Origin of the sequence: Curtobacterium sp. MCSS17_015, assembly GCF_003234265.2 — a bacterium.
Taxonomy (GTDB): domain Bacteria; phylum Actinomycetota; class Actinomycetes; order Actinomycetales; family Microbacteriaceae; genus Curtobacterium.
In genome coordinates this window covers 1859752-1885479 of sequence record NZ_CP126256.1, presented here as the reverse complement: position 1 = coordinate 1885479, position 25728 = coordinate 1859752, and the positions used below count along the sequence as shown (strand labels likewise).

Genomic DNA, 25728 nt, shown 5'->3' with positions numbered 1-25728 from the left:
CGCGGCGGGGTACCGCTGCGGGGATACGCCCACGTCGCGTCGTGCCGGGGTCAGGCGCGCAGGCCCGCCTGGGCGACGGCTCGCGCTGCGGCGAGCCCGGCCTCGAGGTCGGCCTTGAGGTCCTCGACGTTCTCGATGCCGACCGACAGGCGCACCAGGCCCGGGGTGACCCCGGTGGTGAGCTGCTGCTCGGGGGTCAGCTGCGAGTGGGTCGTGGACGCCGGGTGGATCACGAGCGAGCGGACGTCGCCGATGTTCGCCAGGTGCGAGAACAGCTGCAGCTCGTCCACCAGCGCACGTCCCGCGTCGACACCGCCCTTGAGTTCGAACGACAGCACCGCACCGACACCGCGCGGGGCGTACTTCGTCGCCGCCGGGTACCACGGGCTCGTCGGCAGGCCCGCGTAGGCCACCGTGGCGACGTCCGGGTGTCGGTCGAGCCACTCCGCGATCTCCTGCGCGTTCGACACGTGTCGCTCGATGCGCAGGCTCAACGTCTCGATGCCCTGCAGCAGCGCGAACGCCGTGTCGGGGGAGTTCGACGCCCCGAGGTCGCGGAGCAGCTGCACCCGCGCCTTGACGATGTAGGCCAGGGCGTCGCCGACGGCCTGCGAGAAGACCGCCCCGTGGTACGACGGGTCCGGCGTGCTGAACTCCGGGAACCGCTCGGCGTGCTCCGACCAGGCGAAGGTGCCGCCGTCGACGATGACCCCACCGATGACGGTGCCGTGCCCGCCCAGGAACTTCGTCGCCGAGTGCACGACGATGTCCGCCCCGTGCTCGAACGGACGGATCAGGTACGGCGTGGCGATCGTGTTGTCGACGATGAGCGGGACGCCCGACTCGTGCGCGACGCCGGCGACGGTCTCGATGTCGAGCACGTTGATGCGCGGGTTGCCGATGGTCTCGGCGAAGAACAGCTTCGTGTTCGGACGGACCGCGCGACGCCACTCCTCGGGGTCGTCCTGGTCCTCGACGAACGTGGTCTCGATGCCGAGCTTGGCGAGCGTGTACTTGAACAGGTTGTACGTCCCGCCGTAGATCGACGACGACGAGACGATGTGGTCACCGGCCCCGGCGATGTTGAGCACCGCGTAGGTCTCCGCCGCCTGGCCGCTCGACACCAGCAGCGCCCCGGTGCCGCCCTCGAGTGCGGCGATGCGCTGCTCGACGACGTCGTTCGTCGGGTTCATGATCCGCGAGTAGATGTTGCCCGGCTGCGCCAGCGCGAACAGGTCCCGCGCGTGGTCCGAGTTCTCGAACACGTACGAGGTCGTCTTGTAGATCGGGGTCGCCCGGGCACCCGTCGTCGGGTCCGGAGCGGCACCCGCGTGCACCTGCGTGGTCTCGAACCGCCAGGCGGTTGCGTCGTTCGTGGTCATCGGGAGCTCCTCTTCCGTCACCGTGGTCGTCGGGTCGACACGGGTGCATCGACACGGGCGCGGTGTCGGGAGGACCGCCGCGTCTGTCCGTCGCCCGTCACGCTACGCAGGTGGCCGGGCGGGCACCAGCGCGCCCGTCGTCGGACGTAACGCGCAGTGGGACACGGCGGGCGGGCCTCCCGTCGGACCCGGGTGCCGTCAGTCGGTGCTGGTGCTCCGCCGCCCGTGGTCGACGAAGAAGTCCGAGTACCGCATCGGAGGCAGCGGCGGGAACGGGATCGGCATCGCCTGTCGGACGGACGTGCGGTGACGGACGAGGGAGTCGATGCGAGCCGGTGGGACGTCGGGCTCGGACCGGTACGTGCTCATGGGGTTCCTCAGCCGCCGGCCGCACGGGCAGCCGACGGAGGTCGGCGTGTCGAACCGGAGCGTGTCGGCGGTGACACCGACGCTACGACCGCGCCCGTCACTCTGTCAGGGGCTTGACAGCACGGGCCCGAGTGCCGCATGTGGCGATCCATCCGGATCGAGCCGACAACCGGCCGGTGGGGACGTCGGCGTCGTCCGGGGCCCGACGGATGTCCTACAGTGTCGCCGTCATGAGCTCTCCGATGCCGCCCCCGCACCGCGACCCGCACGGCGGCCCCGAGCACCCGCCCGTCCGCCGGGACGACGTCGCCGGCCGGGACCTCGACGAGGCCATGGGGTTCTACGAGCGCGTGCACAACGCCCACCAGGTCCGACTGACCCAGGACGAGTCCCGCCCCTTCGGGTTCCGCTTCCGCGCCGTCGGCGACGACCGACTCCGCCTCCGCAGCTCCGCCCTGAGCGCCCGCCGCTGGGGCCGGATCGAACCCGAGGGGCGCTACCTCGTCACCTGGGCGCACGACGGGCAGGTCGCCTTCGACGCCGGCACCGACGACGAACTCGTCGCCGAGGCGGGCGTCCCAGCCGTCTACCCGACCGGCCGACCCTTCACCATCGAGGCACCCGCCGGCGTCACGCTGCACACCATCGACGTCGACGCCCGCGCCCTCGAGGACCTGCACGCCGCCCGCACCGGCACCAGCCCAGGGCCCCTCGTCTTCGCCCGCCGCCCCGACGCCGCCAGCCTCGCCGCCCTCCGCGCCGTGCTCGCCGCGTCCACCCCCGTCCTCCTCGACCCCGCCGCCGACCGACTCGAGCGCGCCCGACACGTCGACGCCGTCAGCCGCCGGATGCTCGACGCCTTCGCCCCCGTCCCCGCGGCACCCCGTCACGTCGGACACCCCCGCAACGTCGCCCGGGCGCTCGACTACATCGAGGAACACCTCGGGGAACCCGTCACCGCCGCCGACATCGCCCAGGCGGCCGGTCTCAGCCAACGGGGGCTCCAACAGGCGTTCGGGCGCAACGACCTCCCCACGCCGCTCGAGACCCTCCGCGAAGCCCGACTCCGACGGGTCCGGACCGCGCTCGCCGACGCCCGACCCGGCGAGGTCAGCGTCGCGGCGGTGGCCCGGGAGTACGGGTTCGCACACCTCGGCCGCTTCGCCGGGTACTACGCCGAGCGGTTCGGCGAACGACCGAGCGACACCCTGCGCTCCTGAGGCTGCGGGTCAGACCGGGTCGCGACGGAACAGCCAGTCGACCTTCGGCTCGAGCAACCACCGCATCCCACGCCGGACGAACGGCTGCGCCAGGAACAGACTCACTCCACACGCCAACAGCACCATGAGGAGCACGTACGGCCACGCCGAGTGCTCCCCGGCCAGGACGCCGGACTCGCGGATCGGGTAGAGCACGAACGTGTGCAGCAGGTAGACGTACATCGTCGCCGCGCCGAACCTGGTCAACCACACCGTCCGCCGCGGCACGAGCAGCAGGAACGCCGCCGTCAGCAGCGCCGCGAACAGCATCAGCCCGAACCGGACCCCACCGGCCCACCACGTGTCCTCGCCGAGACCCGAGTACGAGTCGTCGTAGAAGAACCAGTGGTGCAGGTCGAACTGCTTGAACTGCGGGATGAACAGCACGCAGGCCACCGCCCACACGGCGAACAGCAGCGCAGCAGCGACCCGGACCCGGACCACGACCCGCCGGGGCGCCTCGTACCAGCGGTCGAACACCCCCCACTGCCGCACCTGCCAGCCGAGCAGGAAGAACGGCAGCAGACTGATCGCCCGCGACAGCGACAGCGTCGAGTCGACGTTGTCGAAGTACCCCACCCCGATGCTCAACACCACGGCCCAGAGCAACGGCCATCGCAGCTGCGCCAGGTACGGCAGGATCAGCCGGAAGATCCCCAGCGCCAGCAGGAACCACAGCGTCCACGTCGGCTTCGTGGGGTTGAACTCCTTGCCGCCCTCGACGAGCGCCTGCACCACGGTCCAGATCGTCTGCATCACGATGTACGGCACGACGATGTCCGTGAAGGTCCGCCGCATCCGCTTCGCCGTCGGGGTGTCCGCGGACGAGAAGTACCCGCTGATCACGCCGAACGCGGGCATGTGGAACGCGTAGATGAACGTGTACAGCGCGAGCGCGTGCTCGCTGCCCGCGGTCTGCCGCTGGATCGCGTGCCCGATCACCACGAGCGTCACCGCGAGGAACCGGGCGGTGTCCCACATCGGGATCCGACGTCCCGCCCGACCCGGGTCGAGCCGTCCCGCCGGGACCGAGGGCGCGGGAGGGGCGGCGTCCGTCGTCATCCACCGCACGTTACCGTCCGGGGGCCCCCGGCGTGTCGGTAGCGTTGACGGCACCCGGCACCATCGACCACCACGAGGAGCACCATGACCAACCGTCGAGCCGTCGTCACCGGAGCCAGCTCGGGCATCGGAGCCGCCACCGTCCGGCTCTTCCGTCAGCACGGGTGGGACGTCCTCGCCGTCGCCCGACGAGCCGACCGTCTCGAGGCGCTCGCCGCGGAGACCGGGGCGGACACCCTCGTCGTCGACGTCACCTCGGACGCAGACGTGTCGGCGCTCGCTGCCCACGTGGACGCCCTCGGCGGTGCGGACGTCCTCGTCAACAACGCCGGCGGGGCCTTCGGCTCGGCATCGGTGGAGGAGTCCGACATCGACGACTGGCGTGCGATGTTCGAGGTGAACGTCCTCGGCACCAAGCGGGTCACCGCGGCACTGCTGCCGGCCCTGCGCCGTCGTGCGGCCGTGACGGGCGGTGCCGACGTCGTCACGGTGACGAGCACCGCCGGGATCGTGACCTACGAGAACGGCGGCGGCTACGTCGCGGCGAAGCACGCCGAGCACGCCCTCGTCGGGGTGCTCCGGCTGGAACTGAACGGCGAGCCGATCCGCGTCGTGGAGATCGCCCCCGGGATGGTGAAGACCGAGGAGTTCTCCGTGGTCCGGTTCGGCGGCGACACCGCGGCGGCCGCGGCCGTCTACGACGGCGTCGAGGCGCCGTTGGTGGCCGACGACGTCGCCGAGGCGATCGTGCACGCCGTCGAGCTGCCCGCGCACGTCAACCTCGACCTCGTGACGGTCCGTCCGGTGGCGCAGTCGGCGCAGCACAAGCTCGCGCGCGGGCCGCTCACGCCGAAGGGGCAGGACGCAGCGCCCGGGCGGTGACCACGGGTCGCGGGCGGGGGACCCCTGCCGGTACCGTGGGCGGATGCCGATCAGCAGCGAACCCGCGGAGCCGTCCGCCTCGTCGACCGTGACCGTGACGAGCGGACCGGAGGTGCTCGGCTGGCTCGAGTTCGGTGACGCCGCACGGCTGCTCGCCAAGGACGTCCTGTCCGCCGGGTTCGAGCCCGAGGTGGTCGTCGCCGTCGCGCGTGGCGGCCTCATCATCGCCGGAGCCGTGGCGTACGCACTCGGCACGAAGGAGTGCGGCTCGATCAACGTCGAGTTCTACACCGACGTCGAGCAGCGCCTCGAGGAGCCCGTCGTGCTCGCGCCGGCACTCGACGCCCCGAGCCTCGCCGGCAAGCGGGTCCTGGTCGTCGACGACGTCTCGGACTCGGGCCGCACCCTCGCGCTCGTGGTCGACATCATCCGCAGCGCCGGAGCCGACGTCCGGAGCGCCTGCCTCTACTCGAAGCCGGGCACCGTGCTCGAGCCGGACCACGTCTGGCGTCGGGTCGACGGGTGGATCACCTTCCCGTGGAGCGCGCTCGCTCCGGTGACGGCCGAGTCGTGAGCATCCACCTGGTCGGTGGCGGACCGTTCGTCGCCGCGGACGTCGCCGCCGCCTTCACCGCCGAGGCCACGGCGCGCTCCGCTGCCGTGGGCCGCAGCGTGCCCCGGATCGGACTGCTGTCCGTGGCCGGCACCGACGGCACCTCGCCCGGCTCGACCGCCGACATCGCCGAGGTCCTCGGTGGCGCCCGCGCGGCCGAGGTGCTGGTCACCGAGGTCCCCGCCGGCCGGGTCTTCGACACGACGGTCCTCAGCGACGTCGACGCCCTCGTCGTCAGCGGCGGTCGCACGCCCGACTACCTGCACGCCGTCACGCCGCTCGTCGACCAGATCCGCCTGCTCGTCTCCGACGGCCTGCCGTACCTCGGGTACTCCGCCGGCGCGATGATCGCCGCGGACCGGGCTCTGGTCGGTGGCTTCCGCATCGGCGGCGTCGAGATCTGCCCCGAGGGCGCGTCCGAGGGTCTCGACGAGGTCGAGCTCCGTGAAGGACTGGGCCTCGTCGACCTGACCATCGACGTGCACGCCGTGCAGGCCGGCACCCTCGCCCGCCTCATCGCGAGCGCCGAGGCCGAGTTCGTCACGGCTGGCCTGGCCATCGACGAGGACACCGCGCTCGTCGTCGGTGAGGGCGCGCTCGAGGTCCGCGGCACCGGGAGCGTCTGGCGGGTGATGGCGGGCGAGGAGTCCGTCTCGGTCGCCACCATGGGCGCGTAGCGTGCAGCCGAAGCCCCTCGCCGAGCTGGTCGACCCGGGTTGGGCCGAGGCGCTCGCACCGGTCGAGGACGAGGTCCACCGCATCGGTGCCTGGCTCCGTGCCGAGACCGAGGCAGGCCGACCGTACCTGCCCGCCGGACCGGCCGTCCTCCGTGCCTTCGAGGACCCGTTCGACCGCGTCAAGGTGCTCGTCGTCGGGCAGGACCCGTACCCGACGCCGGGACACCCGATCGGACTGTCCTTCGCCGTCGACCAGCACGTGCGCCCGGTCCCGAGGAGCCTGCAGAACGTCTACCGGGAGCTCGCCGACGACCTCGGCGTGACGCCCCCGCCGCACGGCGACCTGCGGGCGTGGTCCCGGCAGGGTGTGCTGTTGCTCAACCGGGTGCTCACCGTCGGCGTCGGCGCACCCGCCAGTCACCGCGGCAAGGGGTGGGAGACGGTCACGGAGCAGGCCGTCCGGGCCCTCGCCGCCCGCGACCGTCCCCTCGTCGCCGTGCTCTGGGGCGCACAGGCGGCATCGGTCCGGCCGTTCCTCGGCGACACCCCGGTCGTCGCCTCGGCGCACCCGAGCCCGCTGAGCGCCTCCCGTGGGTTCTTCGGCAGTCGACCGTTCTCCGCCGTCGACGACCTGCTCGTCGCCCAGGGTGCCGACCCCGTCGACTGGACCCTGCCGACGGAGCCGTGACGGGCCTCCCGTAGGCTCGTGCCGTGCTCGAGGAGGAATACCAGCAGCGGCGGAGCCTGCCGCGACACCTGCGTGCCCCGGCCCCGCCGGCACCGGTCTTCACGTACGCGATCCGACCGGCGACGACGGCGGACCTGCCCGAGGTGCGCGAGATCCACACGCACTACGTCCGGAACTCCTCGGTGACGTTCGACGCGGCGGCCTTCACCTTCGCCGCGTGGAAGCGCCGGTACGACGAACTCCAGCGGCGGAAACTGCCGTTCCTGGTCGCCCAGGCGCCGTCCGGTCAGGTGCTCGGCTACGCGCTCGTCGAGCCCTGGAACCCGCGGGACCGGTCGAACCACGTGGTCGAGGACTCGATCTACCTCGGCGCTGCCTCCGGGGGGAAGGGCCTCGGCCGTGCCCTCATGGAGGCACTGCTCGAGGCGTGCCGTGCGGCCGGTGTGCGCGAGGTGATCGCCGTGATCGCCGACCGGTCCGCGGACGCGTCGATCCGGTTGCACGAGCGGCTCGGGTTCGAGGAGATCGGCCGGATGGGACGGGTCGGCTTCAAGTACGACCGGTGGCTCGGCACGGTGACGATGCGCCTGCGGCTCCGCGGCCTGCGGAAACGGCCGTTCGGCGGGCGCTGAAGGACGACCGGTCAGCGCGCCTCGGCGACGAACTCGTCCCGTGTGGTGCGCACCAGGGCGGCGGCGGCGTCGGAGGCGAGCCGGGCCTCCCGGTCGACGACCGCGTGACCGACGGCCTCGTGGCGGGCGGCGGCTTCGGCGGTCCAGGCGGTGATCGTGTCGCGGGACTCGCTCGTCCGGGTGCGCAGCAGCGCCTCGACCGTGTGCGCGAAGTGGGCGAAGACCGTGTTGCCCGACCCGGTGAGCAGGGCACGGTGGAAGCGCACGTCCGCCTCGAGGTAGGCGCGCCCGTCCCCGCGTCCGGCGGCGTCGACCATCTCGCGGGCGGCGACGAGCACGGCGTCGGCGGCTGGTCCGCCACGGTCCGCGGTGAGGGCGGCGGCGACCGGTTCGATCCCGAGCCGGAGTTCGAGCAGCTCGCGCTGCTGGGTGAAGTAAGCGTCGGAGGCACCGCGCCACCGGATCACCGACGGGGCGAGGAGTTCCCAGTCCGACGAGGGCAGCACCTGGGTGCCGACGCGTTGGCGCGGCCGGACCATGCTGAGCGACTGGAGCACACGGAGTGCCTCGCGGACGACGGATCGTGAGACGCCGAACTCGGCGGCGATCTCCTCCGGTCGGAGCACCGTCCCCGGGGCGACCGCGCCGTCGACGATGCGCTGCCCGAGCGTGTCGAGCACGTGGGCGTGCAGCCCGCGCGGTGTCGGCATCGTTCCTCCTGGTCGGACCGCGGTACGCGGACGTGTGACGCGGAGTCCATTGCAGCGGCACACTGCCCGCACCGCCGGGTGGCGCGCGGACGACGACGATGTAGTCTGATTAATCAGATTATTGGATCGGCGACCACGGGCGTGATCAGCGTCCGGCCGGTCCGACACCAGCAGCAGGACGGCAGCAGCGCAGGAGCTGCTCCAGGAAGGGGCGCAGATGCCTCACCTCCAGACGTCGGCGGCGGGCACCCTGCTCGCGGCGGGCCCCGAACCCGTCGAACCGTCGGGCACGATCCCACAGCTCGTCATCGCGGCGCTCCTCGGCATCGTGGTGATCATCGCGCTCATCACCTGGCTCAAGGTGCACCCGTTCGTCGCACTGACGATCGGGGCGCTCGGCGTCGGCCTCGGCGCGGGACTCGCCCCGGAACAGACCGTCACGAGCTTCGGCAACGGTTTCGGCGCGACCATGACGAGCGTCGGCATCCTGGTCGGCCTCGGGTCGATGTTCGGCAAGCTGCTCGTCGACTCCGGCGCCGCCGACCGGGTCGTCGACACGCTCGTCCGTCGCTCATCCGCCGCCGCCCTGCCCTGGACGATGGCCCTCATCGGCGCGCTGATCGGCCTCCCGATGTTCTTCGAAGTCGGCCTCGTCCTCCTCATCCCGATCATCGTGCTCGTCGCGAAGCGCAGCGGCGTCCCGATCATGAAGATCGCGATCCCGGCGCTCGCCGGTCTGTCGACCATGCACGCGTTCGTCCCGCCGCACCCCGGTCCGCTCGTGGCCGTCTCGACGGTCGGCGCGAACCTCGGGACCACCCTCGCCTTCGGCATCGTGCTCGCGATCCCCGTCATCGTCGTCGCCGGTCCGGTGTTCGCCCGCTTCGCGGCCCGCTGGGTCGACGTCCCGGCACCGGACATGTTCGGCTCGCGGGACGCGGACCCCGCGCACCCCGGCCGGGAGGCGCGGCGCGGCCCCGCCACGCAGGACACGGCGTCCCTGCCGAACGGGAAGAGCGACTTCACCCGGGTCATCACCGAACCGCGGAGCCCCTCCTTCGCGGTCGCCCTCGTCGGGATCCTGCTGCCCGTCGTGCTCATGCTCGCGCAGGCGATCCGGGAAGCCGCGATGCCGGACGCCGGCGGCGCGTGGGTCGGTGTGCTCGACTTCCTCGGTACCCCGATGATCGCGATCGGCATCGCCACCGTCTACGCGATGGTGTTCTTCGCGATCGGCGGCGGCATGGACCGCTCAGCCGTCGCGAAGTCCCTCGAGAGCGCCCTGCCGCCCGTGGCCGGCGTCCTGCTCATCGTCGGCGCGGGCGGCGGCTTCAAGCAGGTGCTCATCGACACGGGCATCGGGGGCGTGATCGCGGACGCCGTGCAGGAGTCCGGCGTGTCGGTGCTGCTCGTCGCATGGGTGGTGTCGGCGCTCGTCCGCGTCGCCACCGGGTCCGCGACCGTCGCGACCGTCACCGCCGCGGGCATCATGGCCCCGATCGCGCAGGACCTCTCGTCCCCGATGACCTCGCTGCTCGTGCTCGCCATCGGTGCCGGGTCGGTCTTCCTGTCGCACGTGAACGACGCCGGGTTCTGGCTCGTCAAGGGGTACCTCAACACGACCGTCGGGCAGACGTTCAAGACGTGGTCGGTGCTCGAGTGCCTCATCTCGGTCACGGGGCTGGTCGGCGTGCTCGTCGCGGGGGTCTTCATCCGATGAGCGGACGCACGACCGACCAGCAGCCGGTGCCGCTCGACGCGCGGGTGCTCGTGGTCATGGGCGTGTCCGGCTCGGGCAAGTCGACCGTCGCCGCGAAGGTCGCCGACGAGCTCGGTTGGGCGTTCGCCGAGGGGGACGACATGCACCCCGAGGCGAACGTCGCGAAGATGCAGGCGGGGACGCCCCTGACCGACGAGGACCGCTGGCCGTGGCTCGACGTCGTCGCCGACTGGATCCGCGGGCACCTCGACGCCGGGACGAACGGCGTGGTGACCTGCTCGGCGCTGAAGCGGTCCTACCGGGACGTGCTGCGGGCCTCCGGGGTGGTGTTCGTGCACGTCGCGGGGGACGGGGCGCTCCTCGAGCAGCGGATGTCCTCGCGGTCCGGGCACTTCATGCCGACGTCGTTGCTCGCCTCGCAGCTGGCGACGCTCGAGCCGCCGCAGGCGGACGAGGCGCACGTCACCGTCGCCGCCGACCGCACCCCGGCCGAGGAGTGCGCCGAGGTCCTCACGCTGCTCGGCCTCCGTCCCGCCTGACGGGCGCTCCCGAGAGGACGGCCGGGGAGCCGTCGGCACCATGGGGACATGGCTGTCGACGACTCCCCGTCCCTGCTCACCCGCGGCTACGGCTTCGGCGCACACATCTGGCGGCGCGCGTCGGACGGCGCTCGGGCGGTGCCGATGCGCTTCCTGTTCCGCGATGCGCTGCTCGTCCGCGGTGCCGAGGGCGTCGGGCTCTTCTACGACGGCGACAGGATCGCCCGACACGGCGCGATGCCGGCGATCGTGCAGCAGACGCTGTTCGGCAACGGCTCGGTGCACAGCCTGGACGGCGAGGAGCACCGGCACCGCAAGGCGACCTTCGTCGACGTGGCCTACGAGGACGAGCAGGTCGCGCGGCTCACCCCGCTCATCGCCCAGGAGTGGCACCGTGAACTCGACGAGTGGCTCGGTGGGGGCGGGCGGACCGCCTACGACGCCGCCGTCGGCGTGTTCGGACGCGCCGGGATGCAGTGGGCTGGCCTGCCCGGGACGGCCGCGGCCAAGACCCGCTGGGCTGCGCGGCTCGCGCAGATCGTCGACGGCTTCGGCGTGCCGTACTCGCCGGAGTACCTGCTCGCGGCCGTCAACCGCCGGTGGTCGGACCGGCACGCCGAGCGGCTGGTCCGTGCCGTCCGGGACGGTGACCTCGACCCGGCCGCGGGGACGGCGCTGTACGAGTGGGCGTGGCACCGTGACCGCTCCGGGGTGCTCCTGCCGGCGCGGACGGCCGGCATCGAACTGCAGAACAGCTTCCGACCGCTCATCGCCGTGGCCCGGTTCGTCGCCTTCGCCGCGAAGGAGCTGCACGACCGGCCCGAGTGGCGTGCCCGGATCGCCGAGGAGTCGGTGACCGAGCGCTCGTTGGTCGGCGGGCCGGTCGCGACCGCGTTCGCCCAGGAGGTCCGCCGGACGGCTCCGTTCGTCCCGATGCTGCCGGGGTGGGCGACCGAGGACGTCGAACTCGACGGTGAGCACCTCCGCAAGGGCGGCCGGGTGGTGCTCGACCTGCTCGGCACCGACACCGACGACCGGTCGTGGGAAGCGGCGGACCGGTTCGATCCGGAGCGGTTCCTCGGTGTCGAGGACCACGAGGCGATCGAGACCTTCGTGCCGCACGGCGGCGGCGACGTCGCCACCGGCCACCGTTGCCCGGGTGAGAAGCTCGCGATCGTCGCACTCGCCTCGGCGGTCGCGACCCTCAGCGACCCGCGGTTGACGGTCCTCGACGAGGGGCTCGAGGTGAACCGGCGCCGGCTGCCCACGAAGCCCGCCTCAGGAGGTCGGGTGCGGGCCTCCCGATCGGGCGGCGGGTGCCCGTTCCACCGCAGCGCGCACTGACGGCGCGGCTCCGTCCGCGCTCGTCGGTCCTCACCGCTCGGTGACCCGCCCCGCCTCGACGCGCCACTGCCGGTCGAGCTGCACGGTGTCGAGCATGCGCCGGTCGTGGGTGACGAGCAGGAGCGTGCCCTCGTACGTCTCGAGCGCCTGCTCGAGCTGCTCGATCGCCGCGAGGTCCAGGTGGTTCGTCGGCTCGTCGAGGACCAGCACGTTCACCCCGCGGGCCTGCAGGAGCGCCAGCCCCGCGCGGGTGCGTTCACCGGGGGAGAGCTCACCCGCGGCGCGGCCGACGTGCTCGGCCTTCAGCCCGAACTTCGCGAGCAGGGTCCGGACGTCGGCCGTGGTCATCTCGGGCACCAGGCCCTCGAACACCGCGGCCAGGGGCTCCGCACCGGTGAACAGCGAGCGGGCCTGGTCGACCTCGCCCACCGCGACGCTCGACCCGGTCGAGGCCGTGCCGCTCGTCGGCGCCTGCCGCCCGAGCAGTGCCCGGAGCAGCGTCGACTTGCCGGCACCGTTCGGACCGGTGATCCCGATGCGGTCGCCACCGTTCACCTGCAGCGACACCGGACCGAGCGTGAAGTCACCCTGCTCGTAGGTCGCGTCCGACAGGGTCGCGACGACGGCCGAGGACCGGGGCGCCTGCCCGATGGTGAACTCGAGCTGCCACTCCTTGCGCGGCTCCTCGACCTCGTCCAGCCGGGCGATCCGTGACTCCATCTGACGGACCTTCTGCGCCTGTTTCTCGCTCGACTCGCTGGCGGCCTTGCGGCGGATCTTGTCGTTGTCGGGCGCCTTCTTCATGGCGTTGCGGACGCCCTGGCTCGACCACTCGCGCTGCGTCCGCGCACGCGAGACGAGGTCGGCCTTCGTCGCCGCGAACTCGTCGTAGGCGTCGCGCTTGTGCTGGCGGGCGATCTCGCGCTCCTCGAGGTACGCGTCGTACCCGCCGCCGAACAACCGGTTCGAGGACTGCGCCAGGTCGAGTTCGAGCACCGCCGTGACCGAGCGCGCCAGGAACTCGCGGTCGTGGCTGACCAGGACGACCCCGCCGCGCAGGCCGCGCACGAACTCCTCGAGCCGGGCGAGCCCGTCCAGGTCCAAGTCGTTCGTCGGCTCGTCGAGCAGGACGATGTCGAACCGGGACAGCAGCAGCGCCGCCAGTCCGACCCGGGCCGCCTGCCCGCCGGACAGCGACGTCATGAGCGACTCGGCCGTGACCGAGCCGTCGGGCGCGTCGAGGGTCAGCCCGAGGTCCGCGAGCACGACCGGCATCCGCTCGTCGAGGTCCGCCGCGCCCGACGCCAGCCACCGTTCGAGGGCGACCGAGTAACGGTCGGCGGCTGCGTCACCGGCGTCCGGCTCGCCGAGGGCCAGGGCCGTCGCGTCCATCTCGAGCGTGGCCTGGGCGCAGCCGGTCCGGCGGGCGACGTAGCCGGCGACGGTCTCGCCGGGGACGCGCTCGTGTTCCTGGGGCAGCCAGCCGACGAACGCGTCCGTCGGCGACAGGGACACCGTCCCGCCGAGCGGCTCGTCGACCCCGGCCAGCAGGCGCAGCAGGGTCGACTTGCCGGCGCCGTTCACACCGACGACGCCGATCACGTCACCGGGGGCGACCGTGAGGTCGAGGGAGTCGAACAGCGTGCGGGCGGCGTAGCCGCCGGCGAGTCCCTTGGCGACGAGCGTGGCGGTCATCCCCACATCGTCCCACCTCGCCGGGCCGGCGGGGGACCGGACGGGAGGCTCGGTGCGGGGCCGGCGCCTGCCTCGCGTCAGCCGAGCGGAGCGGCCGAGTCGAAGGCGACGGTGAGCAGGGGCAGCTCGTCACGGGGGAGCACCGCGGTCACGAGTCGCCCGTCGTCGAGCTCCGCGGCGATGCCGAGCACGAAGGGGTCCGTGTCGAGGAGCAGACCCGGACGCTCGACGCCGTCGACCAGGACCGGGTGCCCGGACTGGACGCTGCGCTCGTCGACCAGGGCGGGCCAGGGGTGCTCGGTCAGGTCGGGGAGGGCGTGTTCGTCGCGGTACTGGTTGACCAGGACGTACTGCACGTGCTGGACGAGGGTCTCCGCCGACGTGGGACGGGTCGGATCGGGTGCGGTCCGGTGCGTCTGGACCGCCTCCCAGAGCATCGGGTACCGCAGGCGCTCGACGGTCGCGACGAGCCAGTCCGGGCGCGGCCACGGCGGGACCTCCTCGAGCGACCGTCGCCGCTCGTCGTCCAGCACCGCCAGGTTCACCGGGTCGTCCCGGTCGTCGGGGTTCCGCCAGAGCGTGTACTGCCGGGACACGGTCGCACGCACGAGCACGCCGTCGGACTCGCTGGTCTGCACACCGAGGGAGCCGGAGTCCTCGAGGAGCCGCTGCGCGACGAGACCGGCGACGTCGAACCCGAGCGCACGGACCGCGGCCCGCTGCTCGAGCTCCGGGTCGGGCGCGTCCGCGCCGAGCACTCCGCCGAAGTCCATGCGGCGAGCTTGGCCCCGGACCGCGACACGGTCAAGGACCGGGTCCGACCGCGTCCGCCTAGGCTCGGTCCGTGTTCGAACTCCACCACCTGTCCGCGCAGGAACTCTGGGACTGGATCCGCCGCGGCGATGCCACCGCCCGCGAGGTCACCGACCACTACCTCGCCCGGATCGACCGGCTCGACGCGGAGCTCGGCGCGTTCGTCACCGTCACCGCCGAGGCCGCGCGTGCCCGGGCCGACCACCTCGGCGACCTGGTGCCGACGTCGCGACCGCTGTGGGGCCTCCCGTCCGGGGACAAGGACCTGACGGACCGACGCGGAGTCCCCACCCGGTCGGGCACCGCCGCCCTGCCGGGAGACCCGGCGGAGGCCGACCACCCGCTCGTCACCGCGCTCGACGACGCCGGGGCGATCAGCCTCGGCAAGACGGCGACGCCGGAGTTCGGCATGTCGTCGTCGTCGGAGACGCGCTTCGGCACGACGCGGAACCCCTACGACACCACGCGCGCCCCGGGCGGGTCGTCGAGCGGAGCTGCCGTCGCGGTCGCTGTCGGCCTGTTGCCCGCGGCCGTCGGGTCGGACGGCGGCGGATCGGTGCGGATCCCCGCGGCCGCCACGGGCCTGGTCGGTCTGAAGCCGAGCCGCGGGCGCGTGCCCTCCATGCCCGGGCGCGCCGGCCTGGGAGGCCTGGCCGTCGCCGGACCGCTGACCCGCACCGTGGCCGATGCCGGCATGCTGCTCGACGCGCTCGTGGCGCCGACCGGGCTGCCGGAGCGGCAGCCGTACGCGCTCGTGACGCCCGACGTCGGTGACGGGCCGTTCACGGCGGCAGCCGTCCGCGGTGAGGGACGCTTCGCCGTCGGTCTGCTGGAGGGTTCACCGTGGGACGACTTCGTGGACGTGGTCGTCGACCCGGCGGCCCGGGAGGCCGTGGACACCGCCGTCCGTGTGCTCGGCGAGGTCGGACACGGGGTCGAGGACGTGACGATGCCGCGCGTGCCGTACGCCGAGCCGTTCCAGGTGGCATGGGAGTCGTCAGGTGCCGGCATCGCCCGGCTCCCGGGGATCGACCTGTCCGCGCTGACGCCGCTCGTCGCCTGGTTGGTCGAACGCGGTCGGGCACTGACGGGCGCGCAGGTGCTCGACGCGATGGCTGGGCTCGACGCGTTCTCCGTCGCCCTCACCCGCGCGTTCGACCGGTTCGACGCGGTCCTCACCCCGACGCTCGCGCTGACCCCGCGTCCGCTCGGCTGGTACGGCGAGGACCCGGCGGAGGACTTCCGGCGCCAGTGCGCCTACTCGCCGTGGACGTCGATGGCGAACGTGGCGGGGCTGCCCGCGATCACGTTGCCCGTCGGGGTGACCGCCGAGGGGCACCCGGACGGAGCGGGGCTCCCGATGGGCGTGCAGCTCATCGGGCGTCCGGGTGGGGAGCGCGTGCTCCTCGCGATCGGGGCGCAGCTCGAGCGTCGGCTGCGGTGGCAACGGCGGCACCCGTCCGTCTGGTGAGGGAGGCGCGCGCCGGCCCCCGGTGCAGGAGACCCGCGCCGTGCCACGCACGCCCGTCGGTTCCACGACCCGCCGCCCGCACGCGTCCGGGTTCCACGATCGTCGCATCCGGCGCCCTGAGGTGCCGACGTCCTGGAACCCGGGGGAGGACCGCTGCGCGCGCCACTACGGCAGCGTCGGCGCCGCAGCGACCAGGGCCTGTGTCACCGGGTGCGCGGGGGCGTCGAGGAGGGACACCGGCCCGTGCTCGACGATGCGCCCCGCCGACATCACCGCCACGGTGTCGCACAGCCGCTGCACCACGCCGATGTCGTGCGACACGAGCACGAGCGTCGCCCCGAGGTCGTCGACGAACGAGCGGAACAGGTCGATCACCCGCGCCCGCACCACCACGTCGAGTGCGCTCATCGGCTCGTCCCCGAACAGGATCCGCGGCCGGTGCACCACGGCCCGCGCGATCGCGATCCGCTGCCGCTGCCCGCCCGAGAACTCGTGCGGGTACCGGTCGGCGGCGTCGGCGGGCAGGTCGACCCGCTCGAGCACGGTACGGACCGTGGCCCGGTGGTCGCCCGCGATCCGCAGCGCGCGGAGCGGCTCGGCGACGATCGCGCCGACGCGCATCCGCGGGTCGAGCGAGGCGACCGGGTCCTGGAAGACGATGCCGGTCTCGCGCCGGTACCAGCGGCCGGCGGCAGCCGGAGCCCGCGCGTCCACGGGGCGGCCGGACGCCGTCACGCTGCCGGTGGTGGGGGCCTCCAGTCCGGCCAGCAGTCGGACGAGGGTCGACTTGCCGGACCCGGACTCGCCGACGATCCCGAGCCGCACGCCGGCGGGGACGACCAGGTCGACGCCGTCGACCGCGGTCCGCAGGGCGCCCGGCTCGAACGGGCTGCGGCGGGGGAGGCGGTAGGTGCGGTGCAGGTCGACGGCGGAGAGTGCCGGTCCACCGGCGGTGGCCGGTGCGGGGAGGTCGGTCACGGGGTCCTCCTGGCGGTGGCTCGCGCTGCGTCGACGAGCGCGACGGTGGCGGGGTGGCGAGGTCCGGCGAGCAGGTCGGCGACGGGACCCTGCTCGACCACACGCCCGGCTTCGAGCACGACGGCCGAGTCGGCGATGCGTGACAGCACCGCCAGGTCGTGGGTCACGAACACCATCCCGGTCCCCCTGGAGTCGGTGAGCGACTCGAACAGGTCGAGGATCCGCGCCTGGGTGGTGACGTCGAGCGCCGTGGTCGGCTCGTCCGCGACGAGGTACGCCGGCTCGCCCGCCATCGCCATCGCGATGCAGATCCGCTGCCGCTGTCCGCCCGACAGCTGGTGCGGGTACTGACGCAGGAGTGTCTCCGGGTCGGGCAGGCCCACGTCGCGGGCGAGTCCGGCCGCTGCCGCGGCGGCGGCGCGGCGGTCGAGCCCACGGTGCAGGCGGAGCGGTTCGACGATCTGCGCTCCGACCCGTCGGAGCGGGTCGAGGGCGGAGCCGGGCTCCTGGAAGACCATCCCGATGGCCGCCCCACGGATCCGGGCGCGCTCACGGTCGGGCAGGCCGACGAGCTCCCGACCGTCCAGGCGGATGCTGCCGGTGACGCTCGCACCGGCCGGCTCCAGGCCCATCAGGGCGAGCGAGGTCATGGACTTGCCGGAGCCGGACGCGCCGATCACGCCCACCCGGCGGCCGGGAGGCACGGCGAACGTCACGTCGTCGAGCACCGTCCGCCCCGCGATCCGCACCGTCAGGCCGCGGACGTCGAGGCCGGGCGGGGCCGGCGTGTCGCCGCTCATGCGATGCCCTCCGTCCCGGTGACGGCGGGGCTCGTCGGGCTCGCCGACCCGTCGGGACCACGGCGCCCCGTGGTGAGGCGGGGATCGGTCGCGTCCCGGACGGCGTCACCGAGCAGGGACAGCGCGGCCACGACGACCGCGATCGCGGCACCCGGCCAGGTCGCACTCCAGGGGTGCACCCCGATGTAGGTCTGCAGGTCCGACAGCAACCGTCCCCACGATGCCGTGCCCGCATCGGCACCGTAGCCGAGGTAGGACAGCCCGGCCTCGGCGAGGACGGCCGTCGCCATCGCCAGCGAGAGCTGCACGGTGAACAGGGGCGCGGCGTTCGGCACGAGGTGGCGGAACAGGACGCCCACCGGACCCACGCCGGACGCGCGGGCGGCGACCACGTAGTCGCTCCGGGCGATGCGGCGGATCTCCCCGCGAGCGACGCGCGCGATCGTGACGCCGAAGGCGAGTCCCACCGAGACGACGACGACCCCGAGGGACCCGCCGTACACGGCGGTGAGCAGCATCGCCGTGAGCAGGGTGGGGAAGGCGACCAGGACGTCGAGCAGCACGGCGGTGGTCTCGCGGACCCAGCGTGCGGTGAGCGAGCCGATCGCGGTGAGCACGATGCCGACGACGCTCGCGATGACGCCCGAGCCGACCGCGACGACGACAGCGGTCCGGGTGCCGGCGAGCAGGTAGCTGGCGATGTCCCGGCCGACGGCGTCGGTGCCGAACCAGTGCGCAGCGCTCGGCCGCTCCCACTGCGCCACGGGATCGGTGCGGAACGGGTCCTGCGGCGTCCAGACGAGCGACACCGCCGCCAGGACGACGAGCAACCCGAGGACGACCACGGCGAACACCCCGGTCGGGGTGGCGAGCAGACGACGGAGCACGGTCACGATGCGGCCTCCCGCTGCCGGGGGTCGAGTGCTCGGTGCAGCACGTCGACGGCGAACCCGACGAGCAGTACGAGCCCGGTGAGCACGAGGAGTTCGGACTGCACCTTCGTGATGTCCCGCCGTCCGACGTCGGTCACGAGCATGCGGCCGACGCCGGGGAGGGAGAAGAGCTGTTCGACGACGACGGCCCCCACCAGGAGCCCGGCGATCTGCACCCCGAGGACGGCGAGCACGGTCAGGGCGACGCTCGGCAGACCGTGTCGGAGCAGTGCTGCGTTCTTGGTGAGGCCGACGGCGGCGGCGGTGCGGACGTGGTCGGCGTCGAGGACGGACAGTGTGGCCGACCGGGTGAACCGGAGGATGACGGCGCCCTCGACCGCGCCGATCGTCAGCGCGGGCAGCACGAGCGCCGCCAACGCCCGGTCGGGCGTCTGCCAGCCGTCGAGCGGGAAGCCCTGCACCGGCAGCCAGTGCAGGGTGACCGCGAAGAGGGCGACGAGGAGCATCCCCGCCCAGACCACGGGGATCGCGGCGACGGCCTGGGCGGCGAAGGAGATCACCGCTCCGCCCGGTCGGCGATGCAGGACCGCGGCGACCACCCCGAGCGGGACGCCGATGACGAGCGCGGCCGCCAGGGACATGCCGGCCAGCGGCAGGGTGACCGCGAGCTTCTGCGTGATCTCGGGAGCGACCGGACCACGGGTGACGAGCGAGGTCCCGAGGTCGCCGTGGAACAGCCCACCGATCCAGTCGAGGTACTGCAGGACGACCGGTCGGTCGAGCCCGAGCTGCTCGCGGAGGGCGGCGACCTGTGCGGGCGTCGCCTCGGCCCCGGCGACGACCTGGGCGACGTCGCCGGGCAGCACCCGGAGCGTCGCGAAGACGATCAGGCTCGCCACGAGCAGGCCGACGGCGAGCAGGAGCACCCGCCCGACGAGGAATCGGGTCACGGTGCGATGCTACGAGACGGCGAGGTCCGCCAGGTCCAACCGTGTCGTGGTGCTGTCGAACGGGAAGCCCGTGACACCCTCCCGCACCGCCGTCGTCGTCGTCGCGGTGTAGAGCCACTCGGCGGCCGCGTCCTCGCTGACGATCCGTGCCGCCTGCCGCAGGGCGTCGACCTTCTCGTCCTGGTCGGTGGTGGCGAGGGAGGCCGCGTACAGCCGCTGGACCTGTGCGTTGTCGTAGCCGAAGTAGTAGTCCGGGTCCGCCCAGTTGCCGAAGTCCCGTGCCTCGGTGTGGTTCACCACGCTGAGGTCGAAGTCCTTCTTGGTGAAGACGGTGTCGAGCCAGGTCGCGAAGTCGACGCGCTGCACCTCCAGGGTGATGCCGACGTCGGCGAGCTGCGAGGTCAGCACGTCCCCGATCGCCGTCGGGTACACGTTCGCGTACGTCAGGGTGAGCGTCGGCTTCGTCACACCGGCCTGACGCAGGAGCTTCCGCGCCGCCGCGGGGTCGTAGGCGTCGACCTCGGTGAGGTCCTGGTACCCGGGGTCGAGCGCCGGGATGGGCCCGCCCTGCTCGACGCCACCGCCGCCGATGGCCGTGATGACCGCCTTCGGGTCGATCGCTTGACGGATGGCCCGGCGGACGCGGACGTCGTCGAAGGGGGCTTCGCGGTCGTTGAAGGCGAGCGTGTACTTGTCGGTCGTCTTCCCGGTGTGCAGGGTGATGCCGGAGGTGCCCTCGAGCTGGCTCTTCAGCGTGCCGTCGACCGCGGTCTGCACGTCGAGGTCTCCGCCGGCCATCGCGTTCACGGCCGTCGACGGGTCGGTGATGTAGCGGAAGACGACCTTCGCGACCTTCGCCTCGGTGCCCCAGTAGTCCGGGTTCCGCCGGAACGTGAGCGAATCGCCCTGCTTCCAGTTCGCGACCTCGAACGGGCCCGTGCCGTTCGCGGTCTCCGTCCGGTCGTTGTCGGCGTCCTGCTCGAGCACGAGCCCGGCGCGTCCGGTCAGGTTCCAGAGCAGGTCGGAGTCGGGGCGGGTGAGCTGCAGTCGCACCTGGTCGTCCCCGGTCGCCGTGACGGTGTCGACCGAGGCGAGGTCGTCCGCGTCGACGTACGAGTCGTTCGCCTTGACGTCCTCGAGCGACCAGACGACGTCGTCCGCGGTGACGGGCTCGCCGTCCTGGAAGGTCACGCCGTCGCGGAGCGTGAAGGTGTACGTCAGCCCGTCGTCGGACACCTCGTGTGACGAGGCCAGCACGTCGCGGATCCCGCCGTCCGCGGTCCGACCGACGAGCCCCTGGTACACGTTGTCGATGAGGACCTGGTCGAGTGCGTTGCCCGACTGGGTGCGGATGTCGAGGCTCGTCGGTTCGAGCACCAGGCCGACCCGGACCGTCGCGTCGGGACCGCCGCGGGTGTCGTCGGAGCCGCCGGAGCAGCCGGCCAGGGCGACCGAGGTCGCGACGGCGAGTGCCGTCGCGACGAGGGCGGTGCGGTGGAGCGGACGCATGCTGGGTTCCTTCCCGGAGCCGTCCCACGGTGGGCCGGAACGAGGGCGACGCGACGACGGTCGTCAGCGGCGCTCGGACGAGGTTACCGGCCGGTGCGGTACCGGCGGTGTCAGGTCGGGGACGAAGTCGTCGGCGGTTCTTCGACGCCATCCAACAAACGGTGCGTCGTGGCCCATTCCCGGATCGCGGCGGCGAGGGCCAGCGGCGCCTGTGTCTGCACGGCGTGCCGCGACTCGACCGTGACCACGGTGGCCTGCGGCAGCCGCTCCGCGAACCCTTGCTGCAGTCTGGGGGAGACGTAGCCGCGGTCGCCGCGCACGAGCAGCAGCGGGACGTCGAGGCGCTCCAGGTCCGGCCACGCGTCGGCGAACCGTCCGACCGAGGCGGTCCGGCCGGCACCGAGGTGCGGGAAGTGGTGCCGCCGCACGAGACGCCCGTCCGCTCCGAGACGGGTGGTGTGCCGCGCTTCCCGCATCAACGCCGGTCGATCGTCGCCGACCCGGGCCGCGATCGCCCGTTCGACGACCTCGTCGAGGTCGGCGAACGGCTCCTCCGTCTCGAGGGCGCGGGCGATCCGGTCGACGGCGCGCTGCGCGAAGTCCGGCGACATGTCGACGAGCACGAGACCGGTGACCCGGTCCGGTGCGAGCGCGGTCAACCGGGCGGAGAGGATCGCGCCGAGCGAGTGCCCGACGACGAGCCCCGGCGGGACGTCGAGGGCGTCGAGCGCGGCGAGGACCGTCGGCGCCGTCGCGGCCGCCGCGTAGTCGGCGTCCTCCCGCCACGCGGACCGGCCGTGACCGGGCAGGTCGAGCGCGACGGCGGGCGCGTCCACGGCGATCGCGGTCTGGTCGAAGCTGTGCGCGTCGATGCCGAGCCCGTGCAGGTAGGTGATCCGGGCCTCCCGTCCGGGTGCCGGTGAGTCCGTCCGGGACCAGCGGATCGCCGAGACGTCGCCGTCACCCGCCTGGACCACCTGCCTGGAGGCGCGGAGCGGCTCCGTCACGCCGCTCGCGGCGGCGAGGGTCGGGACGTCGGCGAATTCGTCATCGTGCTCGGACACCCGTCCAGTGTCCCGCAGTGCGCGATTCCTGCGCTCCCCGATGGCCTGCGCTTCCCGACCGTCCTGGCCTCGTTAGGTAAGGCATGCCATACTCAGAGGGTGGCAGCCCGGTACCGCGTCTTCTCCGTCCGCGTGGCGGCCGTCACCTCGCTCACCCCGCACTTCGTCCGGGTGACGCTGACGGGCGACGAGCTCGCCGACTTCTCCGCGGTCGGTCTCGACCAGCGCATCAAGGTGCTCCTGCCGCTCGACGGACACGGCTTCTCCGACCTGCCGGAGGGCGCGGACTGGTTCGCCGCCTGGCGTGCGCTGCCGGACGCGACCCGCAACCCGATCCGCACCTACACGGTCCGGTCGTTCCGGCCCGACGCCCACGAGCTCGACATCGACTTCGTGGCCCACGGCGACACCGGCCCGGCCTCGCGCTGGGTCTCCGCGTGCCGGGTCGGCGACGAGCTCCGGATCGTCGGTCCCCGGGTGCCGGAGTCGCCGGAGGACCTGCCCTCGGGTGCCGCCGAGTTCGCGCCCGGTTCGGCGAACCGGATCCTGCTCGCAGGCGACGAGACCGCCGCTCCCGCGATCTGCGCGATCCTCGAGGCCCTCGACGTCTCGGCCGTCGGACACGTGTTCATCGAGGTCCCGACCGACGCCGACCGTCTGCCGGTCTCCGCTCCCGCCGGGGTCGAGGTCCGGTGGATCGCCCGCAACGGCGCCTCGCACGGTGTCCGCATGGCCGACCACGTGCAGGCCTGGGCGTCCACCGTCGCGGTGCCGGAGCCCGTCCTCGCCGGTGGGCATGACGCGGTGGCGGTGGAACTCGCGGACGTCGACGTCGACCACCAGGTGCTCTGGGACGTCCCGCGCGAGGACGACGACCTGCCCGTCTACGCCTGGATCGCGGGGGAGGCGGGCTGCGTCAAGGAGCTCCGCCGGCACCTCGTGCGCGGTGTCGGGCTGGACCGGAAGCAGGTCGCGTTCATGGGGTACTGGCGGCACGGCAAGGCGGAGTGTTGAGCCCTGCCAGCGACCTCACCCCTGAGGCGCCGGTCACCGCGCTGGGTGCCCGCGGGCTGCGGCTCGGCTACGACGACCGCGTGGTCGTCGACGGGCTCGACGTCGACGTGCCCGACGGCGAGCTGACCGTCATCGTCGGTCCGAACGCGTGCGGCAAGTCGACGCTCCTCAAGGCGCTCGCGCGGACGCTCAAGCCGACCGCCGGGACGGTCTACCTCGACGGTCGCCCGATCACCTCGTACCGCCCGAAGGCCGTGGCCCGACGGGTCGCGATGCTGCCGCAGACGCCGGTCGCACCCGACGGCATCAGCGTGCGCGACCTCGTGTCCCGCGGGCGGTTCCCGCACCAGGACCTGCTGCACCCGTCGAGCGGGACCGACCGGGAGGTCGTGCAGGCCGCCCTGGCGCAGACCGACATCGTCGGGCTCGCGGACCGCGGCGTCGACGAGTTGTCCGGCGGCCAGCGGCAGCGCGTGTGGATCGCGATGGTGCTCGCGCAGGAGACCGACATCGTGCTCCTCGACGAGCCGACCACGTTCCTCGACATCGCGCACCAGTACGACGTGCTCGAACTCGCCTCGACGCTGCACGCGGCCGGTCGCACGGTCGTGGCGGTGCTGCACGACCTCAACCAGGCTGCCCGGTACGCGACGCACGTGATCGCCATGCGGGACGGGGCCATCGTCGCGCAGGGGCCGCCGACGTCGGTCGTGACCGCGGAGCTCGTCGAGGACGTCTTCGGGTTGCCGTGCGTGGTCGTGCCCGACCCGGAGACCGGCACGCCCCTGGTCGTCCCGCGCCGCTCGCGCTGAGCGGGTCCTGCGCGGGCCTCCGGGCCGTCCGTCAGCGGTAGCCGCCGTCCGCCAACCCCGCCTCGACCTCGAAGCGGTTGCGGAGCGGGTCACGCCCGGCGACCGCGTACAGCAGTGGCATGAGCATGCCGTAGCGCCGCCACTGGTCGACGTGGATCCGCTCGTGCCGCAGGACCCGGTCACCGTCGTTGTCCCGCGTCAGGTACACCGATCCGACGCACGTCCCGCCGCGCCGGAACACCCAGCGCGGCAGGCCCCGGCAGACGATCAAGCCGTCGACGACCCGCACGGGCCCGGTCGACAGCGGGAGGCCGATCGCCAGGCCGACCGCCGTCGCGAACACCCATCCGGCGCGGGACACCGGCGAGTCGACGAGCGGGTTGCGCATCGGCTACTCGGGGCGGCCGTACGTCTCGAGCAGGCGGAGCCAGATCTCGTTCATCGTCGGGTACGCGGGGACGGCGTGCCAGAGCCGGTCGACCGGGACCTCGCCGACGACGGCGACCGTCGCGGCCTGCAGCATCTCGGCGACGTCCTGACCGACGAACGTCACGCCGACGACGACGCCGCGGGACTCGTCGACGACCATCTTGGCGCGCCCGGTGTAGCCGTCGGCCTGCAGTGCCGATCCCGCGACCGCGCCGAGGTCGTACTCGACCGCACGGACGTCGATGCCCTGCTGCCGGGCCTGCTCCTCGGTGAGGCCGACGCTGGCGACCTCGGGGTCGGTGAAGGTCACCTGCGGGACCGCGGCGTGGTCGGCCGTGGCCACGTGGGCGCCCCACGGCTCGGCGTGCACGGGCGTGCCCTGGAGGCGGGCGGCGATGGCCTCGCCCGCCGCGCGGGCCTGGTACTTGCCCTGGTGGGTGAGGAGGGCACGGTGGTTGACGTCGCCCACGCCGTAGAGCCAGTCGGTGCCGGCGACGAGCATGGTGTCGTCGACGTCGAGCCACTCGCCCGGGGTGAGTCCGACGGCCTCGAGCCCGAGGTTGCCGGTACCCGGGGCGCGGCCGGTCGCGGCGAGGACCTCGCTCGTGACGAGCGTCGTACCGTCGTCGAAGGTCGTCGTGACGAGGCCGTGCTCGTCACGGTCCACGCGCGTCGGGTTGACGCCGGTGCGGACGTCGATGCCGGCCTCGCGCATGGCGTCGGCGACCAGTTCACCGGCGAACGGCTCCATGCCGCCCAGCAGGCCGTGACGGGCGACGAGCGTCACCTTCGCACCGAGGGCCGCCCATGCGGTGGCGAGCTCGGACCCGGCGACCCCGCCGCCGATGACGAGCAGGCTCTCCGGGACCTCCTGTGCACTCGTGCCCTCACGTGTGCCCCAGGGCTTCGCCTCGTCGAGCCCGGGGACGGGCGGCAGCGTGTGCAGCGAGCCGGTCGCGACGGCGACGGCCCCTGCGGTGTACGAGGTACCGTCGACCTCGATGGTCTTCGCGCCGGTGAACTTCGCGTACCCGCGGATCAGGGCGATGTCGGACGACTCGAGCCACTGCACCTGCGACGCGTCGTCCCAGTTGCTCGTGAACGAGTTGCGACGGGCCAGGACGGCGGCCGCGTCCACCGTGCCGGTGACGGCCTCCTTCGCGCCACCGAGGCGCTTGGCCGCGGCGACCGCGTGGCTGCTGCGGAGGAGGGCCTTGGACGGCATGCACGCCCAGTAGGAGCACTCACCGCCCACGAGCTCGGCTTCGACGACCGCGACCGACAGGCCGCGCTTGTGGGCGTAGTCCGCCACGTTCTCGCCGACAGCGCCGGCTCCGATCACGATGAGGTCGTAGTCCGTCATGGGGCCGAGCGTAGCCGCCCGGAGCGGAGTCCCGGCCGGGAGCGGTGCGCTCTGTGGAGG

The 25728-nt window shown here is 73.1% G+C and carries 26 protein-coding genes; 12 read left to right on the top strand and 14 right to left on the bottom strand.

Features of this window, described 5'->3' with window-relative positions; genetic code table 11:
- Positions 1-50: 50 nt before the first annotated feature.
- Both DEJ18_RS08820 and DEJ18_RS08815 read right to left on the bottom strand, forming a co-directional pair.
- Complete coding sequence (locus DEJ18_RS08820) at positions 51-1382, bottom strand: bifunctional o-acetylhomoserine/o-acetylserine sulfhydrylase (protein WP_111210794.1); 1332 nt, start codon at positions 1380-1382, stop codon at positions 51-53.
- A gap of 198 nt (positions 1383-1580) precedes the next feature.
- Positions 1581-1751: a hypothetical protein gene (locus DEJ18_RS08815; protein ID WP_181434217.1), complete on the bottom strand. Its 171-nt coding sequence runs from the start codon at positions 1749-1751 to the stop codon at positions 1581-1583.
- 230 nt (positions 1752-1981) lie between these two features.
- Here DEJ18_RS08815 and DEJ18_RS08810 point away from each other — a divergent pair, with 230 nt between their 5' ends.
- Positions 1982-2971: an AraC family transcriptional regulator gene (locus tag DEJ18_RS08810; RefSeq protein ID WP_146241585.1), complete on the top strand. Its 990-nt coding sequence runs from the start codon at positions 1982-1984 to the stop codon at positions 2969-2971.
- A 9-nt stretch (positions 2972-2980) separates the two neighbouring features.
- Here DEJ18_RS08810 and DEJ18_RS08805 read toward each other — a convergent pair whose 3' ends face one another.
- Positions 2981-4072 carry an acyltransferase family protein gene (locus DEJ18_RS08805; RefSeq protein WP_111210792.1) on the bottom strand — a complete coding sequence of 364 codons (1092 nt, stop codon included), beginning with the start codon at positions 4070-4072 and terminating at the stop codon, positions 2981-2983.
- An 84-nt stretch (positions 4073-4156) separates the two neighbouring features.
- Between DEJ18_RS08805 and DEJ18_RS08800 the strand changes: the two genes are divergently transcribed.
- From DEJ18_RS08800 to DEJ18_RS08780, 5 genes are read left to right on the top strand one after another with little or no spacing between them, the layout of a single operon-like run.
- On the top strand, positions 4157-4954 hold the full coding sequence (locus DEJ18_RS08800) for an SDR family oxidoreductase (protein ID WP_111210791.1): 798 nt from the start codon (positions 4157-4159) through the stop codon (positions 4952-4954).
- A 43-nt stretch (positions 4955-4997) separates the two neighbouring features.
- Positions 4998-5528: a phosphoribosyltransferase gene (locus DEJ18_RS08795; RefSeq protein ID WP_181431141.1), complete on the top strand. Its 531-nt coding sequence runs from the start codon at positions 4998-5000 to the stop codon at positions 5526-5528.
- On the top strand, positions 5525-6244 hold the full coding sequence (locus DEJ18_RS08790; RefSeq protein WP_181434216.1) for a Type 1 glutamine amidotransferase-like domain-containing protein: 720 nt from the start codon (positions 5525-5527) through the stop codon (positions 6242-6244). Before DEJ18_RS08795 ends, DEJ18_RS08790 begins: the two co-directional genes overlap by 4 nt.
- Before the next feature lies 1 nt (position 6245).
- A complete protein-coding gene (locus DEJ18_RS08785; RefSeq protein ID WP_111210789.1) occupies positions 6246-6932 on the top strand; it encodes a uracil-DNA glycosylase in 687 nt (228 codons plus the stop codon).
- A 23-nt stretch (positions 6933-6955) separates the two neighbouring features.
- Positions 6956-7564, top strand: coding sequence for a GNAT family N-acetyltransferase (locus DEJ18_RS08780; protein WP_111081623.1), 609 nt, complete (start codon positions 6956-6958; stop codon positions 7562-7564).
- Between the two features lie 11 nt (positions 7565-7575).
- Here the strand turns inward: DEJ18_RS08780 and DEJ18_RS08775 are convergent, their stop codons facing one another.
- The gene (locus DEJ18_RS08775) at positions 7576-8274 is read right to left on the bottom strand and encodes a FadR/GntR family transcriptional regulator (protein ID WP_111210788.1); all 699 of its coding nucleotides are present in this window, start codon (positions 8272-8274) and stop codon (positions 7576-7578) included.
- Positions 8275-8491: 217 nt separating this feature from the next.
- Here DEJ18_RS08775 and DEJ18_RS08770 point away from each other — a divergent pair, with 217 nt between their 5' ends.
- From DEJ18_RS08770 to DEJ18_RS08760, 3 genes are read left to right on the top strand one after another with little or no spacing between them, the layout of a single operon-like run.
- Positions 8492-9994, top strand: coding sequence for a GntP family permease (locus DEJ18_RS08770; RefSeq protein ID WP_111210787.1), 1503 nt, complete (start codon positions 8492-8494; stop codon positions 9992-9994).
- Positions 9991-10533 (top strand): gluconokinase, encoded by a 543-nt coding sequence (locus DEJ18_RS08765; RefSeq protein WP_111210786.1) that lies wholly within the window; start codon positions 9991-9993, stop codon positions 10531-10533. The genes DEJ18_RS08770 and DEJ18_RS08765 overlap by 4 nt, the downstream gene beginning before the upstream one ends.
- 48 nt (positions 10534-10581) lie before the next feature.
- Positions 10582-11877, top strand: a complete 1296-nt coding sequence (locus DEJ18_RS08760; protein ID WP_111210785.1) for a cytochrome P450 — start codon at positions 10582-10584, stop codon at positions 11875-11877.
- 30 nt (positions 11878-11907) lie between these two features.
- Here the strand turns inward: DEJ18_RS08760 and DEJ18_RS08755 are convergent, their stop codons facing one another.
- Positions 11908-13572, bottom strand: coding sequence for an ABC-F family ATP-binding cassette domain-containing protein (locus DEJ18_RS08755; RefSeq protein WP_111210784.1), 1665 nt, complete (start codon positions 13570-13572; stop codon positions 11908-11910).
- Between the two features lie 77 nt (positions 13573-13649).
- Positions 13650-14345: a hypothetical protein gene (locus DEJ18_RS08750; protein WP_111210783.1), complete on the bottom strand. Its 696-nt coding sequence runs from the start codon at positions 14343-14345 to the stop codon at positions 13650-13652.
- A 71-nt stretch (positions 14346-14416) separates the two neighbouring features.
- On the opposite strand from DEJ18_RS08750, the gene DEJ18_RS08745 reads away from it, so the two are divergent.
- Positions 14417-15856: an amidase gene (locus DEJ18_RS08745; RefSeq protein ID WP_111210782.1), complete on the top strand. Its 1440-nt coding sequence runs from the start codon at positions 14417-14419 to the stop codon at positions 15854-15856.
- Between the two features lie 165 nt (positions 15857-16021).
- On the opposite strand, the gene DEJ18_RS08740 is transcribed toward DEJ18_RS08745, so the two are convergent.
- The 6 genes from DEJ18_RS08740 to DEJ18_RS08715 form a co-directional block, all read right to left on the bottom strand.
- Positions 16022-16834, bottom strand: a complete 813-nt coding sequence (locus DEJ18_RS08740) for an ABC transporter ATP-binding protein (RefSeq protein WP_502866240.1) — start codon at positions 16832-16834, stop codon at positions 16022-16024.
- A complete protein-coding gene (locus tag DEJ18_RS08735) occupies positions 16831-17634 on the bottom strand; it encodes an ABC transporter ATP-binding protein (RefSeq protein WP_111210781.1) in 804 nt (267 codons plus the stop codon). Before DEJ18_RS08735 ends, DEJ18_RS08740 begins: the two co-directional genes overlap by 4 nt.
- Positions 17631-18521, bottom strand: a complete 891-nt coding sequence (locus tag DEJ18_RS08730) for an ABC transporter permease (protein WP_258376960.1) — start codon at positions 18519-18521, stop codon at positions 17631-17633. The genes DEJ18_RS08735 and DEJ18_RS08730 overlap by 4 nt, the downstream gene beginning before the upstream one ends.
- A 2-nt stretch (positions 18522-18523) precedes the next feature.
- Entirely contained in the window at positions 18524-19477 is a 954-nt protein-coding gene (locus DEJ18_RS08725) for an ABC transporter permease (RefSeq protein ID WP_111210780.1), read from the bottom strand.
- A gap of 9 nt (positions 19478-19486) precedes the next feature.
- Entirely contained in the window at positions 19487-20986 is a 1500-nt protein-coding gene (locus DEJ18_RS08720) for an ABC transporter substrate-binding protein (protein ID WP_111210779.1), read from the bottom strand.
- Positions 20987-21096: 110 nt separating this feature from the next.
- Positions 21097-22050 carry an alpha/beta fold hydrolase gene (locus DEJ18_RS08715; protein WP_181434215.1) on the bottom strand — a complete coding sequence of 318 codons (954 nt, stop codon included), beginning with the start codon at positions 22048-22050 and terminating at the stop codon, positions 21097-21099.
- 99 nt (positions 22051-22149) lie between these two features.
- On the opposite strand from DEJ18_RS08715, the gene DEJ18_RS08710 reads away from it, so the two are divergent.
- Both DEJ18_RS08710 and DEJ18_RS08705 read left to right on the top strand, forming a co-directional pair.
- Complete coding sequence (locus DEJ18_RS08710) at positions 22150-23064, top strand: siderophore-interacting protein (protein WP_258376947.1); 915 nt, start codon at positions 22150-22152, stop codon at positions 23062-23064.
- Positions 23058-23876 carry an ABC transporter ATP-binding protein gene (locus tag DEJ18_RS08705; RefSeq protein WP_502866239.1) on the top strand — a complete coding sequence of 273 codons (819 nt, stop codon included), beginning with the start codon at positions 23058-23060 and terminating at the stop codon, positions 23874-23876. The genes DEJ18_RS08710 and DEJ18_RS08705 overlap by 7 nt, the downstream gene beginning before the upstream one ends.
- 31 nt (positions 23877-23907) lie before the next feature.
- Here the strand turns inward: DEJ18_RS08705 and DEJ18_RS08700 are convergent, their stop codons facing one another.
- Entirely contained in the window at positions 23908-24264 is a 357-nt protein-coding gene (locus tag DEJ18_RS08700) for a Fe-S oxidoreductase (protein ID WP_111081635.1), read from the bottom strand.
- Between the two features lie 3 nt (positions 24265-24267).
- Positions 24268-25668, bottom strand: coding sequence for a dihydrolipoyl dehydrogenase family protein (locus DEJ18_RS08695; RefSeq protein ID WP_111081636.1), 1401 nt, complete (start codon positions 25666-25668; stop codon positions 24268-24270).
- Positions 25669-25728 lie beyond the last annotated feature (60 nt).

Bases quoted from the DNA above. Each gene is read 5' to 3' on its own strand.
- DEJ18_RS08820 (WP_111210794.1), bottom strand. From the start codon at position 1,382: ATGACCACGAACGACGCAACCGCCTGGCGGTTCGAGACCACGCAGGTG.
- DEJ18_RS08815 (WP_181434217.1), bottom strand. From the start codon at position 1,751: ATGAGCACGTACCGGTCCGAGCCCGACGTCCCACCGGCTCGCATCGAC.
- DEJ18_RS08810 (WP_146241585.1), top strand. From the start codon at position 1,982: ATGAGCTCTCCGATGCCGCCCCCGCACCGCGACCCGCACGGCGGCCCC.
- DEJ18_RS08805 (WP_111210792.1), bottom strand. From the start codon at position 4,072: ATGACGACGGACGCCGCCCCTCCCGCGCCCTCGGTCCCGGCGGGACGG.
- DEJ18_RS08800 (WP_111210791.1), top strand. From the start codon at position 4,157: ATGACCAACCGTCGAGCCGTCGTCACCGGAGCCAGCTCGGGCATCGGA.
- DEJ18_RS08795 (WP_181431141.1), top strand. From the start codon at position 4,998: ATGCCGATCAGCAGCGAACCCGCGGAGCCGTCCGCCTCGTCGACCGTG.
- DEJ18_RS08775 (WP_111210788.1), bottom strand. From the start codon at position 8,274: ATGCCGACACCGCGCGGGCTGCACGCCCACGTGCTCGACACGCTCGGG.
- DEJ18_RS08770 (WP_111210787.1), top strand. From the start codon at position 8,492: ATGCCTCACCTCCAGACGTCGGCGGCGGGCACCCTGCTCGCGGCGGGC.
- DEJ18_RS08765 (WP_111210786.1), top strand. From the start codon at position 9,991: ATGAGCGGACGCACGACCGACCAGCAGCCGGTGCCGCTCGACGCGCGG.
- DEJ18_RS08760 (WP_111210785.1), top strand. From the start codon at position 10,582: ATGGCTGTCGACGACTCCCCGTCCCTGCTCACCCGCGGCTACGGCTTC.
- DEJ18_RS08755 (WP_111210784.1), bottom strand. From the start codon at position 13,572: ATGACCGCCACGCTCGTCGCCAAGGGACTCGCCGGCGGCTACGCCGCC.
- DEJ18_RS08750 (WP_111210783.1), bottom strand. From the start codon at position 14,345: ATGGACTTCGGCGGAGTGCTCGGCGCGGACGCGCCCGACCCGGAGCTC.
- DEJ18_RS08735 (WP_111210781.1), bottom strand. From the start codon at position 17,634: ATGAGCGGCGACACGCCGGCCCCGCCCGGCCTCGACGTCCGCGGCCTG.
- DEJ18_RS08720 (WP_111210779.1), bottom strand. From the start codon at position 20,986: ATGCGTCCGCTCCACCGCACCGCCCTCGTCGCGACGGCACTCGCCGTC.
- DEJ18_RS08700 (WP_111081635.1), bottom strand. From the start codon at position 24,264: ATGCGCAACCCGCTCGTCGACTCGCCGGTGTCCCGCGCCGGATGGGTG.
- DEJ18_RS08695 (WP_111081636.1), bottom strand. From the start codon at position 25,668: ATGACGGACTACGACCTCATCGTGATCGGAGCCGGCGCTGTCGGCGAG.